This is a genomic window from Paracoccus sp. JM45 (assembly GCF_003590715.1).
GTDB lineage: Bacteria > Pseudomonadota > Alphaproteobacteria > Rhodobacterales > Rhodobacteraceae > Paracoccus.
Map to the genome: position 1 here is coordinate 1 of NZ_QQVY01000001.1, position 13,177 is coordinate 13,177.

Consider the following 13,177-nt stretch of genomic DNA (forward strand, 5'->3'; position numbering starts at 1 on the left):
CACGACGCGGTCGCCGACCGCGGCGCGGCAGCAATCATTCCGCCCCGTCGCAATGCGAGGCTCTGGAAGCCGGACACGGCAGGAGCCCGAGCGCGCAACGAGATCCTGCAGACGTCAAAACTTCTTGGCCGGGCGCTTTGGCGGAATTGGAGCGGCTACCACCGACGTAGCAGGGTAGAGACAAAAATGAACTGCGTGAAGCTGATCGGACAAAGGCTGATGTCCCGCGACTTCGACCGCCAAATTGCAGAAGTTCAGATCCGTGCGGCGGTCATGAACCGCTTCACTGCCCTCGGCATCCCCGTCACTGTGCCCCTGGGATAAGTGTGGCCGGGGAAAGGGAAACTGCGGTCATTAGCTGATTTGTGCAACAGCGCCTTTCAGAAGTACCTTGAATTGTCTGCCAAGACCTTCTCCTCTTTTGATACTATTGATTGTCAGTGGTATTTTGACGGCGCAGAGATTTCGGAATTTTGCATCCGACGGTGATTTGGACCATCTTGCTAAGCCGCAGCCAGCTCTATTGCGATGGGCAGGTTTTTAAACAGATGCTTTTTCAGTTTTTACAAAGCGACTGGTTTTGAAATTTTTAAAGGTAAGGCCGAAATATTCGATGGGATTACCTGCGAATTACTTGAGTCAGTCCAGCACTCGTTAATAGAGTATAGGTATATTGACCCTCAGGTTTCCCGTCGCAGCGCTAAACGAAAGAATTATATCTCTTAAGGCATTCATGGCTCAGATAGGATAAGGGTAGAAAAGTATTCGCTTGGATCGCAACGTTCCTTATAACATAGCGTGGATTCAACCAGTTTGCTTATCCTGTTCAAGACGGACGCACGACGGCGACTGATTTGATGATCGCATACACCGGCAATCCCTTGACCAAGCCCAAATTTGCCGCAGAGCGGTGGGTGACACGGGCAAGCAGCCGATCGCCCTCAACGCCCAGCTGGACCAATACATCAGGCCCCTGCCCCGACATCACCTGTGTGACAGTGGCGCGTAGGACATTCAGGGCCGATATGTCTTTTGGCGGGGACAGCGACAGCATTACGTCCTGTGCATGGACGCGAACCCGCAGCATACTGCCGATACTGGCGGGGATTCCCGCCACCCAAAGCACACCCAACGGGGTGTCCAAGCGGCTAAGGCCGTCAGCCTCATGCGATGCAATGCGGGCTTTCACGACTGCGCCGATGTCCTGAAGGCCCAGCATGGCTGCAGCTGCAGGATCGGACATCTGATCAGACAATGGCCCTGCCCTGCTGACCTTGCCGGACTGCACGATAACAAGTGTGCTGGCCAGACGGGCCACCTCGGACATCGCGTGGCTGACATAGAGGATCGGTATCTGTGTATCGTCCCGCAAGCGTTCCAGATAAGGCAAGATTTCGGATTTCCGTTGTGCGTCCAATGCGGCAAGGGGTTCGTCCATCAACAACAGTCGTGGACGCGCAAGAAGGGCGCGGCCAATGGCGACACGTTGCTTTTCTCCGCCCGATAGGGCACCGGGGCGACGGTCCAGCAGCGGACTAATGCCCAACAAATCAACTACATGATCGAAACGGATATTGTCGGTTCGCCGCGCAAACCATCGGCCATAAAGCAGGTTCTGCCGCACGCTAAGATGCGGAAACAGGCGACTGTCTTGGAACACATAGCCGATCCCCCGCTTATGGGGCGGCAACCACATACCCTTGGCGCTGTCCATCAGATCATGCCCCTCAAGGATGATCCTGCCATGGTCAGGCCTTAACAACCCTGCAACTGCATTGATAACCGAGGTTTTCCCCGACCCCGAACGTCCGAACAAAGCAGTGATGCCTTGCGATGCCTGAAATTCGACATCCAGTTCAAAATTGCGGAAACTATGGCGCAGCGCGACAGAAAGGCTCATGTGCCTGCGATCCGTTTGGCAATCACACGGCTGATCCATTCGGACGCGATCAAGGCAATCATGGCGATGGCGACTGCGATCAGGACCAGTCGCAGGGCAGCCCCTTCGCCACCCGGAACTTGCAAGAATGAATAAATGGCCGATGGCAGTGTCTGCGTCTGGCCGGTGATATTGCTGACGAAGGTGATCGTTGCACCGAATTCCCCCATTGCCTTGGCGAATGCCAGAATGGCACCTGCCACAATTCCCGGCAGGATCAGGGGCAAGGTTACTGTCGCAAAAACCCACAGGCGTGACGCCCCAAGGGTGCCTGCCACCTGTTCCAATTTCGGGTCAACCGCCTCGATCGCCAAGCGGATGGCGCGAACCATCAGTGGGAAAGACATGATTGCCGCCGCAAGTGCCGCACCTGTCCAGCGGAAGGCCAGAATGATGCCACAGCATTCGTCCAGAAATCCCCCGATCGGGCCACGTCGACCAAAGCCAAGCAGCAGGATATACCCCGTGACCACCGGCGGCAGGATCAGCGGCAGATGCACCAATCCGTTCAGCACCTGCTTGCCCCAGAATTCACAGCGCGCCAGCACAAATGCGACAAAGACCCCGAATGGCAAACTTAGCAGCGTTGCCCAGACCGAGACCTTTAGCGACAGTGCAACCGCCTGCCATTCTTGCGGCGTCAGTTCAATCATTACGGGCAATCACGGAAAAGCCCTGCCCCTCGAACACTGCAGTGGCCGCATCGCTGTGCAAATAATCCAGGAAAGATATCGCATCCGAATTATCACTGTCTGTCGTCAAAGCCGCGGGATAGATGATGGGATCGTGGCTTTCCGCAGGCAGGGTGCCGATAATCCCGACCCTTGGTTCGGCAATCGCATCGGTTGCATAGACAATCCCCAATGGTGCCTCGCCTATGGCGACCAGTGCCAGCGCAGCGCGGACATTGTCGGCCTGTGCCACCACATCCTGAACTTTATCCCAAAGTCCCAATGAGGTCAGCGCCTGTTTGCCATAGACGCCCGCGGGGACGGAATCGACGAATGCCATCGCCAGCTTGCCGCCGCCAAGACGTCCTGACAGATCAAAATCCCGATCAAGTACCGCATCGGAATTTCCGGCCTGATAGCCGATCATGACAAGCGAGTTTCCCAGAAGATCCGTCCGGCTGTCTGCGCGGATCAAATCCTGTTCCTGCAGCAGGTCCATCCACTCGACCGAGGCCGAGATAAAAATATCGGCAGGTGCGGCCTGCTGGATCTGTTTGGCCAAAGCCGAGCTGCCCGCATAGGAGACGACAACTTTGTCGTCAGCGTCGGCATTCCAATCCACGGCGATCTGATCCAGCGCTGTTTTCAGGCTGGCCGCCGCAAAAACCGTGATGTTTTCGGCTTGGGCAGGTGCTGCAAATGCCAAGCCTGCCATAAGACCAAGCGACACTCCGTAGGCGTATCCAGACATCGACATTTCCCGACAGCGTTATGTTCGGGCAACTATAACACATCCGCAAACACATTCGCCATCGGTGCATCGGTATTCTTTGATCTTAGCGATAATATGGATCACTGAACGTGTGTCTAATCCAACCTGATCACACCTGAAGGTAACGCAAGCGCTTACCTGCGGCGGCCAACAACATGTTCAGATTACCAAAACCTAATAAAAACCGCGACAGGGTCAGTATGCGCCTTCCCTGTCGCGCCGTATTGATGACCTGACATAAGTGTCCGGATGCCGTTCAAATCACGATATGATGGATCAAACGTCCACAACTACCTTGCCCAAGGCTTGGCCGCTTTTCAGTCTGGCATAGGCCGCGCCAACCTCGCCAAGGGTAAATTGGGACTGGTCTAGCAAAGGCTTTACTGCGCCCGCGTCGACCAGCTTTGCCAGTTGAGCCAGAATCTTGCCTTGGGCGGCGCGATTGACGTCATGCAGCATCGGCAAAAGCATAAAAACGATGTGCAGTGACAGTCCCTTGAAATGCGCACCGCTCAGATCAATTTCAGAGAGGGCGACGGTTGTCACGACATGTGCATTCAGCGCAGCCGCGGCGAAGGAGTTGATCAGGTTCGGCCCGCCAACAGTATCAAAGACCATATCAAAGCCCGCGCCATCGGTCCGCGCCGCGACATAATCATCGATCTGCGTGGATTTATAATCAATGGCATACGCGCCAAAGCCTTTGATCACATCCTCTTGCACCACGCCCGTCCCTGTGGCCGAAACATCAGCCCCAAGATGGCGCGCCAGTTGCACGGCGATATGGCCGACGCCCCCTGCACCACCGTGCACCAGCACCTTGTGCCCTGCGGCAACACCTGCGCGGCCAAGACCTTCCCATGCCGTGATCCCCACCAGCGGCAAAGCGGCAGCTTCGCGCATGGTCAGGCTTGTTGGCTTTTTTGCAATCAGACGCGCGTCCGCCAGCATGTATTCGGCCAATGCGCCTTTCAGATCGGCCAGACCGCCAGCGCAGCCATAAACCTCATCCCCTTTATCAAAGCCGGTAACGCCGGTGCCGACCTCTTCGATGAAACCGGCAAAATCCATGCCAAGAACTGCGGGCAATGCCGGCGACAGGGGCAAATCGGTGCCGATATCCTTGATCATCGTGTCGATCGTATTGACGCTGGTGGCCTTGATGCGGATGACGACATGACCGTCGGTCACATTCGGGCGGGGCTGGTCAGCCTCGGTAAAGGGTGCATCGGGTCCATAGGCGTTCAGGATCATGGTTTTCATGGGAATTTTCCTTTCAGAAATGTTCAGAGATCGGCCAGAAGGGCATCGATCCGCGCCGTAACATCGCGCACGACGACGTCGGAATACGGGGGTGCCAATCTGCCCGCGTCATTGTCGTAATAGCGTCCGGTCGCACCAGTAAACTCATCGGACAACGCAGCGCGGGTCAGAATATCGACGCCGGTTTCCACATCATTTCCGGCGGTACCAAAGCCTTCGCGGACCATCCGTGTGGCCAGCAGCGACCCGGGATTCACCGCCAGTGACAGGGGTCCGTCCGGATAATCCTGCCCGAATTTCTGGTTCCACAGGGTGATGGCCAGCTTGCTTTGGGCATAGGCCTCTATATCCTGCAAGCGGTATTCACCCGTCAGAGCCTGCGGATCGACAGGTGATTGCGCCGCCGAGGACAGATGGATAATTCGTCCACTTTGCGGAATGGCCGGCAAAAGCAGCCTTGCCAATAACGCCGAGGCCAGAGTGTTTACCGTAAAGCGGACATCCAGTCTATGTGCCACCGGCTGCGCCGTTTTGAAAACGCCGGCATTGTTGATCAGCACATCGATCTGTGGATGTGCATCCCTGATACGGGATGCCATCGCCGCAACCTCTGTCAGATCGGACAGATCGGCAATGTGGGTTGTGACACATGCTGCCGCCGGTTTCAGCGCCTTGGCCGTTTCCGCCAGTTTTGCCGCATCACGGCCATGGATGATCAGCGCATGGCCCGCTTTGGCCAGCGCATGGGCTGTCGCCTTGCCCAGCCCTTGGGTGGCACCGGTAATCAGGATGGTTTTCATATCAAGCTCCGTTCAGGCGGACAGACCCGGCAGCACCTGCTTGCCGATCACCTGCCCGCTTTCCTGTCGCTGATGTCCGGCAATCAGGCTTTCGACCGTCAATGCCGTGGCACGTTCGGTCACGGTCGAGACAAGATCACCCGCGTCTAGCATGTCTGATACACAGTTCAGCAGATCGCGCTGTGCCTCCATGTCGGCACCAAACATCGCGCGGGTAAACATAAACTCCCAGCTGAAGGTCAGGGCTTTGGGTTTTGCAGCGGCAATGTCCAACCCTTGCGGATCGTCGATCAGGGCCACATGACCACGTGGTGCGATCAGATCGACAATCGCGGGCCAATGGCCTTCGGTGCCGGTCAGCGCAGCAACGTAATCCGGCGTGATCCCAAGGTCGCGAAGCTGGGCCGCCATATCGCCGCGATGGTCGATCACATGATTCGCACCCATCCGGCGCACCCAGTCCTGCGTTTGGGGGCGCGATGCTGTGGCAATCACGGTCAGGCCGGTCAGGCGCTTGGCCAGCTGGATCAGGATCGACCCGACACCGCCCGCACCCCCGATAACCAGCAGGGTCTTTCCCTGACCTGTTCCGCGAACCATCCCGAAGCTGTCGAACAGCATTTCCCACGCGGTAATGGCGGTCAGAGGAATACCGGCGGCTTCGACGAAATCCAGCGATGCCGGTTTGCGGCCCACGATACGTTCATCCACGGCATGGAATTCGGCATTGGTCCCGTCACGCGTCACGTCACCGGCGTAAAACACCTCGTCGCCGATATTATAGCCTGTAACCTCGGAGCCGACCTGCACCACAACACCCGCCGCATCGAATCCAAGGATGGCAAACCCTTCAGGGGCGCGGGCCGCACGCAGCTTCACGTCCACCGGATTGACCGAGATTCCTTTCACCGCAACCAGCAGGTCACGCAGACGCAGCAAGGGGTTTGCCACATCCTGCGTCGTCAGTTCGGTGGCGGGGCCTGTCTGTCTATAGCCGATCGATTTCATGGGGTGGATCCTTTTGCATCTTGCTTGGTCCTGAAAATACTCCTTTGTATTTCAATAAAAACGGCGCATATCAGACTTCAGTTTTCCGGTTTTCAGGATAATCCCGTGGACACGCAAACCCTGCGCCTTTTCGTGGCGGCTGCAGAACGGCTGAATATTTCTGCCGCGGGGCGCAGCTTCGGCCTTGCACCCGCGATGGCCAGCGCCCGTCTGGCGAAACTGGAACGCGAATTGGGCGCCGAGCTTTTGCACCGCACCACCCGTAAAGTATCCCTGTCCCAAGAGGGTGAGGCCTTCCTGCCCTACGCACGCGAAATTCTTGCCCAATCCGAAGCGGCCCGTGCAGCACTGGGCCTGAATGCCGACAGCCCCTCTGGCATCTTACGGTTCGCAGCCCCCAGCAGCTTTGCCCAATTGTACATTATCCCGCTGCTTCCTACGTTCCATGCGCAATATCCCGACATCACACTGGATCTGCGGTTATCCGACACAAGGTTCGACCTGATCGAGGGCAGCTTCGATCTGGCCTTGCGCAGTGCCCCCTTAAAAGACAGCAGCTTGCGGGGCCGCAAATTGGGCGAGGATAAGCGCATTCTTTGCGCCGCCCCTGATTACCTTGCGCGGCGCGGCATCCCCTTGAACCCTCAGGACCTGGACGGGCATGATCTGCTGTCATGGGGCAACGCCACACCACGCGATCTGGTCACCGGTGACAAAAGGTTCACATTGGACGCGCGCCGGATGGTGTGCCGGACAATTCTGGATGATGGCACATCCCAACGGATCGCAACGCTGGCGGGTGGCGGCATCTCGGTCAATTCGCACTGGAATGTCGCGGATGAGATCCGGACCGGTCGTCTGGTGCATCTGTTGCCCGACTGGCAGCTGGATGATGCATCGGTCCTGTGGCTGATCTATCCGCAATCCAATGTGCTGACACCCAAGGTACGGGTTTTCATGGATTTTCTATTGGCAGAGCTGACACCAGCGCCTTGGCAGCTGTAACAGCACCTGCCCCGTTCAAAGCCCAGGATTGCGTTAATCCTTCAAGGATCAGCAATAGGACAACCTCCTGTCCCGCCAGTCCGGTGGCTGTCGCGGTACGTTGCGCCACTTCATGCTTATGTCGTTCCAGCAGGGCGCGCAGTACAGGGTTTTCAGGGTCCGAGGCAACGGCGGCGTGAAACAGACAGCCATGTGATGCCTCGGTTTGCATCCAGTCCGCGACGCGTTCGATAATTACACCACGGGCCTGAAAGGGGTCTTTGCAAAGACCATCCAGCACATGGCGGATGTAACGCTGGTGGCGATGTTCCAGCGCGGCCAGCACCATATCCGCCCGCGACGGCATGTATTTGTAAAGCGTCCGCAGGCTGACCCCCGCCGCATCCCGCAAACTATCCACGCTTGGCGCGGTAAAGCCATGGGCGGCGAAGGCACGTTCCAGACCTGCAGCAATCCTGTCTTGTGTCTGCATCATGGTTGACGGGGTAGAACATTCCCTCTACCCCCGCAAGGTAGAGGATATGTTCTACACCAAAGGGAACCGCAAAATGACATTACCAACAACCATGCAGGCTGTCCTGCTGATCGGCCACGGCGGCCTTGACCGATGGGAATATCGCACCGACGTTCCCGTGCCGCAGCCTGCCGCAGGCGAGGTTCTGATCCGCGTCGGCGCCTCGGCGGTCAACAACACGGATGTGAACACCCGCACCGGCTGGTATTCGAAGGCCGTGCGCGACGAGACTCTGTTGCGCAAATCGGGTGACGGCCGAGCTTCCCCTATTTCCGGACAGACTTATCCTACGGCCTCTGTAACAGGTATGCCGAGGGTGGTGTAGCCGTTCAGCACGGCAATCCGAACCTGGATCTCGGCAACTTGGCGGTCGAAGTCTCGCGCCATGAAGCGCTGCCCCAGAAGTTTCACGCAATGCATCTTGCTCTCGACGCAGCTTCGGCGGTGATAGCCACTCCAATTTCGCCAAAGCGCCCGGCCGAGATATTTCGATGCCCGGAGGGCTTCGTTTCGTGCGACCGCTCCAAGGGTGTTCGGCTTCCATGGTTTTGCGTTCTTGCGAGGTGGGATGACGGCGGCGGCGCCACGAGCCGCAATGGCATCATGACACTTGCGCGTGTCATAGGCGCCGTCTGCGGTGACGCTGCCGATCTCTTGTTCGGGTGGGATCTGATCGAGCAGTTCCGGCAGCATGGGGGCGTCGCCGATACCACTGCTGGTGAACTCGACGGCACGGATCTCCAACGTTTGCTCATCGATCCCGAGGTGGATCTTTCGCCAGACCCGCCGTTTGGGACCGCCGTGGTTGCGGGCATTCCACTCCCCTTCGCCCTCGACCTTGATGCCGGTGCTGTCGATCAGCAGATGCAGCGGGCCCTTGGACCCGCGATAGGGGATGTTCACGGCCAAGGTCTTCTGTCGACGAGACAGCGTGCTGAAGTCGGGCACCGCCCAGTTCAAGCCGACCAACTTCAGCAGGCTCTCGACGAAACCAGTTGTTTGCCGGAGCGCCATACCGAACAAGACCTTCATTGAAAGGCACGTCTGGATAGCGGCGTCGCTATAGGTCTGATGGCGGCCACGCCGTCCTGTCGGCGCGGCATCCCAGGTCATGTCGGGGTCAAACCAGATCGTCAGCGAGCCTCGGCGCTTGAGCGCTTCATTGTAGGCTAGCCAGTTCCTGGTCTTGTAGGTCGGGGGTGTAGGTCTGCTCATGCCGTCCAGCTACCATGCTGGATTCACGAGATGAATCCCCGAACGGATTTGCGCAACAGAGCCCCTTCCAGATAACAACAAAGGGTCGCTACAAAAAGGCAGCGACCCGCAGTAAACTTCCTATCAGCCTATTCTGCGGAAAGACCGGATGAGAGGCCGTTGCCAGTGGCTCCTTCGATGTTGTCGAAGGTTGTGGGCACACCTACCTTTTCACGACGGGTGTCATTATAGATTGCCTTAAGCAGCGCGATGGCCATAAGCGCCATGACAACCGAAAACGGCAAAGCACCGATCACCATCGCTGTCTGGATCGCCGAGGTTCCGCCCGAGATCAGCAAACCTGCCACGACAAGTGCCAGCGCGACACCCCAGAACAGGATGTGGGGACGTGACTTCGGACCTTCGTCCCCCGCTGCATTGATCGTATTCACAATCAGCACCGCCGAGTCTGCGGAGGTCACAAGGAACGTCAGCAGCAGGACGACGATCAGCAGCGTAAAGCCGTAAGAGAGAGCTTCGGAGATCGGCGACAGCATGAACTCGGTCATTGCAAAGATCTTGTCGCCGTTTGCCGCATCATAGATGATGCCGTTCGCGCCTCCGTTAAGCTCAAGATCGATGGCGGTGCCACCGGCCCATGCGAACCACACAAAGCACATCAGCGCAGGCACGATCAAAGCGCCTAGAACGAATTCGCGGATGGTTCGACCGCGAGATATCCGCGCAAGGAACAGACCCACGAACGGCGCGAAAGCGATCCACCAGGCCCAGTAGAATACCGGCCACCACCCTTGCCATTGCGCAAGTAGGGACGCTTCCGATCCTTCGACGCCATCGCTTCTGAAGACATTGATGCTCATCTCCGGAAGCGCGATCACGTAGTCCCAAAGGCCGATGAACATCGCGTTGAAGCCGAACCATGTCGCGCCGAAGATGATGAAGAAGCCCAGCAGAATGATCGAAAGCACCATATTTAGGTTCGACAGCCATCTGATGCCCTTGCCGACGCCCGACAGAGCCGAAAGCGTGGAAAGGCCCATGATGACGAACAGGGCAACGATGACACCTGCTGTGGATGCGCCACCTTCGTCGGTTATCATGCCACCGATGCCGATACGTGTCAGTCCGGCGACGAACTGGTCCACCCCGAACCCCAGGGTTTGTGCAACGCCAAGGATGGTGGCGACAACGGCAACTACGTCGATGACATGCCCGAGGATACCGGCAAGTGCTTGGCCAAACAGCGGGGTCAGGCCAGACCGGATGGTCAGCGGCAAGCCTCGGCGATAGCTGAAGAAGGCCAGAGACAGGCCACAGATCGCATAGCACGCCCAAGCGCTGAAGCCCCAGTGCAGGAAGGACCATTGATAGGCATTGCGAATATTGTCTTCCGTTTTGGCGGTCGCCAGTCCCATAATCGTCTGCGGGTTGGACCCGAAATGAGAGACAGGTTCGGCCACAGCCCACGTCAGCATGCCGACACCGATCCCGGCCCCGAACATCATCGAGAACCACGAGAAGTTGTCGAATTCAGGCTTTTCACCTTCAAGGCCAAGATTAAGGCGACCGGCCGCAGGCCAGAGCGCCAGAATGATGCAAACAATGACGAAGAAGGCAACAAGCCATATATACCAAGAGGCGAAAACCTCGAGGATGACCGCGTTCATACTGTTGAGCACGGCACCGGACTGGACTGGCCAGAAGATGGCCCAAACAACAATGATCGAGATGATGATCTTGGCAGGCACCGCAACCGATGTTGAAAAGCCATCGTAAAAACCGCCATCGGCTGTTTTGATATCAAGCTCGGTCATCGGTGGGCTAAGCGTATTTTCGTCTGACATTCATCAGCTCCGCTTTAGGTTCAGGAAAAGGGTGATTTTTCAGAGCCGCGTGAATAGAATAAACGCGCTAAGGTTTGAATGCGGAATATTTTGTGTACTACCTTGCCTAACGATCCACCAAACAGTGTTACTTCTAGATTATGCGGCAAAAGGGTCGTTAAAAATCCAATGCCCTTTAGTCGGTGTTTGAACGTCTTCTGAGGCCCGACAGTTGCTGTGTAAATTGACTAATTTCCTGATGGAGAGACGTCATTATGACAAAGTCCAGCGCACTGGCGTCGCCGCAAAGCCAAAGTATTGCTGGCTTTCGGACCAAATCAATAAAGTGCGGTTCTGTTTCGCATGGCGAATTTTCATACATGATGCGGCAAAGGCTTGCCTTTTACCGCTGCAGCTGAAAATTCTCTTTGCAGCATGGCGAGTCTTTTAATCCGCCCGATTATATGGGGAATAGTAGGATTTTCTTATGATAGGCACCCAAACGACACCGGCACAATTGTTTTATAACGTTGATTTAGGGCCTGTGGACATTCATCTTGCAGCAATCAGGGCTGCGGCGAGGTTCCAATTGGCGGTGTAGCTGCAATCGGTCTTGTCATAGCGTGTTGCTATGCCTCGGAATTCCTTGATCTTTGCGAAGTAGTTTTCAACCATATGGCGCCACTTGTAAGCGTCTGCGTCGTAGTTACGCTGTTGCTTTCGGTTTGATTTCGGTGGGATCACGGCGCATGCCCCACGTGCATCCAGTTCTTCCAGGAGCCAGTTCGCGTCAAACGCTTTGTCTGCCAGAAGAGCCCCGAAGGGAACTTTACGGATCAGTGGCGCGACGCCTTTTGTGTTATGTGCCTGCCCGGGCAATAATAGGAAACGGATCAGATTGCCGAGCGCATCCACAAGCGCGACGATTTTAGTCGTCAGGCCGCCACGCGAGCGTCCGATGGCCTGAGCCTGAGTCCCCCTTTTGCGCCGGTTGCCTTCTGGTGAACCTGAACGATGGTGCCGTCGATGAGGGCATAGTCAAGGTCGGGGTCACCACTCATGGCTATGAAAAGGCTCTCGAAAACCCCTGCTTTCGCCCATCTGCGGAAGCGGCAGAACTGGCTGTTCCAGTTGCCGAAGGCGGGCGGCAGATCGCGCCATGGAGACCCGGTGTGAACGCGCCAGAACACCGCTTCCAGAAACAGACGGTTATCATTTGCCGTAGCCCCCGCGTCGCTGGCTTTTCCCGGCAAATGCGGCTCAAGCCGCCACCACACACGATCCGTCACCACAAAGCGCTGCTCGTTCATCCCAACCTCCGTTTGGGAGATTTGAATCAGAAATCAAAATCTATGGGAAGTATAATTGTCCACGGGCCCTAGGTGAGCTTGGATGTTGAGGCAACGAGCACAATCCATAGCAGGGCGAGGTCGCGGCCTCTTGGGCTATACTCGACAGAACCGAGAAACGGTTCAAATCCAGCCCGACCGGCTGGCGGCTGACTCAGCATATGGCATCACTTAGATCTTGGGATAACTGCTTGGGACGCGCAGCATCATTTCCTTCATCCCAGATGATCGACAAGTCGAAGCGGACCGAAGGCACCTTCGTTCAATGCAATTTCGAGTATGACGAGGCGAATAATCCATTCCTGCCCTCAAGCAACACCGCCTGAACTGCTCTGATCCGACCCCGGTTCAGGACACCGGCGGGGAATAAATATTGCCTCTTGAAGGCGGCATGTCAGACCTGTCCCCCTAATAATATTTTCTGTCCGAAAGCGGAGGTTCGATACGACACCTATGCCCCCAAGGAAGCGCCCTAATGCCAAAAAACCAATGCTATAAGAAATACCGAAAAAATTGGAAGATGGTAGAGAGGCTTTTCGTGCAATTGAAGCGCATCTTCGGCATGAGCTGAGCGGCCAGATAGACATCTTAAGAAAGCATGACAAATAATTGTCAGGATCGAGCAGCCACACGTGAGACTGACAGAGCTAAAAATACATTTTCAGATGAATTTTATAAAAATCATCATCTTATTTGATTTTTATCGGCTCGCTTGATGGGCACCCATAACCCATCACCATGCAAACGGCCTCGGAGGTGTTTCCGAGGCCGTTTCATCATCTATGTAAAATAAACTTCAAAGACGGTTGGGTAATGTC

Annotated in this window: 13 protein-coding genes; 3 read left to right on the forward strand and 10 right to left on the reverse strand. The window is 56.4% G+C overall.

The genetic code is table 11. The annotated features are described in order from the left end of the window. On the forward strand, positions 1-324 hold a 324-nt coding region (locus tag DWB67_RS00005; RefSeq protein WP_370453551.1), incomplete at its 5' end, for a transposase. Positions 325-826: 502 nt separating this feature from the next. On the opposite strand, the gene modC is transcribed toward DWB67_RS00005, so the two are convergent. The 6 genes from modC to DWB67_RS00035 form a co-directional block, all read right to left on the reverse strand. Beyond that, a complete protein-coding gene (modC, locus tag DWB67_RS00010; protein WP_119805469.1) occupies positions 827-1,900 on the reverse strand; it encodes a molybdenum ABC transporter ATP-binding protein in 1,074 nt (357 codons plus the stop codon). Further along, positions 1,897-2,592, reverse strand: a complete 696-nt coding sequence (modB, locus tag DWB67_RS00015) for a molybdate ABC transporter permease subunit (RefSeq protein WP_119805470.1) — start codon at positions 2,590-2,592, stop codon at positions 1,897-1,899. Before modB ends, modC begins: the two co-directional genes overlap by 4 nt. After that, positions 2,585-3,367 (reverse strand): molybdate ABC transporter substrate-binding protein, encoded by a 783-nt coding sequence (gene modA, locus DWB67_RS00020; protein ID WP_370453552.1) that lies wholly within the window; start codon positions 3,365-3,367, stop codon positions 2,585-2,587. The genes modB and modA overlap by 8 nt, the downstream gene beginning before the upstream one ends. 291 nt (positions 3,368-3,658) lie before the next feature. Continuing rightward, positions 3,659-4,645: a zinc-dependent alcohol dehydrogenase family protein gene (locus DWB67_RS00025; RefSeq protein WP_119805472.1), complete on the reverse strand. Its 987-nt coding sequence runs from the start codon at positions 4,643-4,645 to the stop codon at positions 3,659-3,661. A gap of 23 nt (positions 4,646-4,668) precedes the next feature. After that, entirely contained in the window at positions 4,669-5,445 is a 777-nt protein-coding gene (locus DWB67_RS00030; RefSeq protein WP_119805473.1) for an SDR family NAD(P)-dependent oxidoreductase, read from the reverse strand. 12 nt (positions 5,446-5,457) lie between these two features. Then, a complete protein-coding gene (locus tag DWB67_RS00035) occupies positions 5,458-6,453 on the reverse strand; it encodes a zinc-binding alcohol dehydrogenase family protein (protein ID WP_119805474.1) in 996 nt (331 codons plus the stop codon). Positions 6,454-6,558: 105 nt separating this feature from the next. On the opposite strand from DWB67_RS00035, the gene DWB67_RS00040 reads away from it, so the two are divergent. Then, positions 6,559-7,458, forward strand: a complete 900-nt coding sequence (locus DWB67_RS00040) for a LysR family transcriptional regulator (RefSeq protein ID WP_119805475.1) — start codon at positions 6,559-6,561, stop codon at positions 7,456-7,458. On the opposite strand, the gene DWB67_RS00045 is transcribed toward DWB67_RS00040, so the two are convergent. After that, entirely contained in the window at positions 7,409-7,933 is a 525-nt protein-coding gene (locus tag DWB67_RS00045; RefSeq protein ID WP_119805476.1) for a TetR/AcrR family transcriptional regulator, read from the reverse strand. The genes DWB67_RS00040 and DWB67_RS00045 overlap by 50 nt on opposite strands. Before the next feature lie 73 nt (positions 7,934-8,006). On the opposite strand from DWB67_RS00045, the gene DWB67_RS00050 reads away from it, so the two are divergent. Continuing rightward, complete coding sequence (locus DWB67_RS00050; protein WP_370453553.1) at positions 8,007-8,297, forward strand: hypothetical protein; 291 nt, start codon at positions 8,007-8,009, stop codon at positions 8,295-8,297. Here the strand turns inward: DWB67_RS00050 and DWB67_RS00055 are convergent. The 3 genes from DWB67_RS00055 to DWB67_RS00065 form a co-directional block, all read right to left on the reverse strand. After that, on the reverse strand, positions 8,255-9,187 hold the full coding sequence (locus tag DWB67_RS00055) for an IS5 family transposase (protein WP_119805477.1): 933 nt from the start codon (positions 9,185-9,187) through the stop codon (positions 8,255-8,257). The genes DWB67_RS00050 and DWB67_RS00055 overlap by 43 nt on opposite strands. A 128-nt stretch (positions 9,188-9,315) precedes the next feature. Beyond that, on the reverse strand, positions 9,316-11,031 hold the full coding sequence (locus DWB67_RS00060; RefSeq protein ID WP_182911440.1) for a BCCT family transporter: 1,716 nt from the start codon (positions 11,029-11,031) through the stop codon (positions 9,316-9,318). 531 nt (positions 11,032-11,562) lie between these two features. Further along, positions 11,563-12,320 (reverse strand): IS5 family transposase gene (locus tag DWB67_RS00065; protein ID WP_119805478.1). Its coding sequence is split into 2 segments (ribosomal slippage): positions 11,563-11,984 and positions 11,984-12,320, totalling 759 coding nucleotides; the frame shifts between segments, so codons are not numbered across the junction. Positions 12,321-13,177 lie beyond the last annotated feature (857 nt).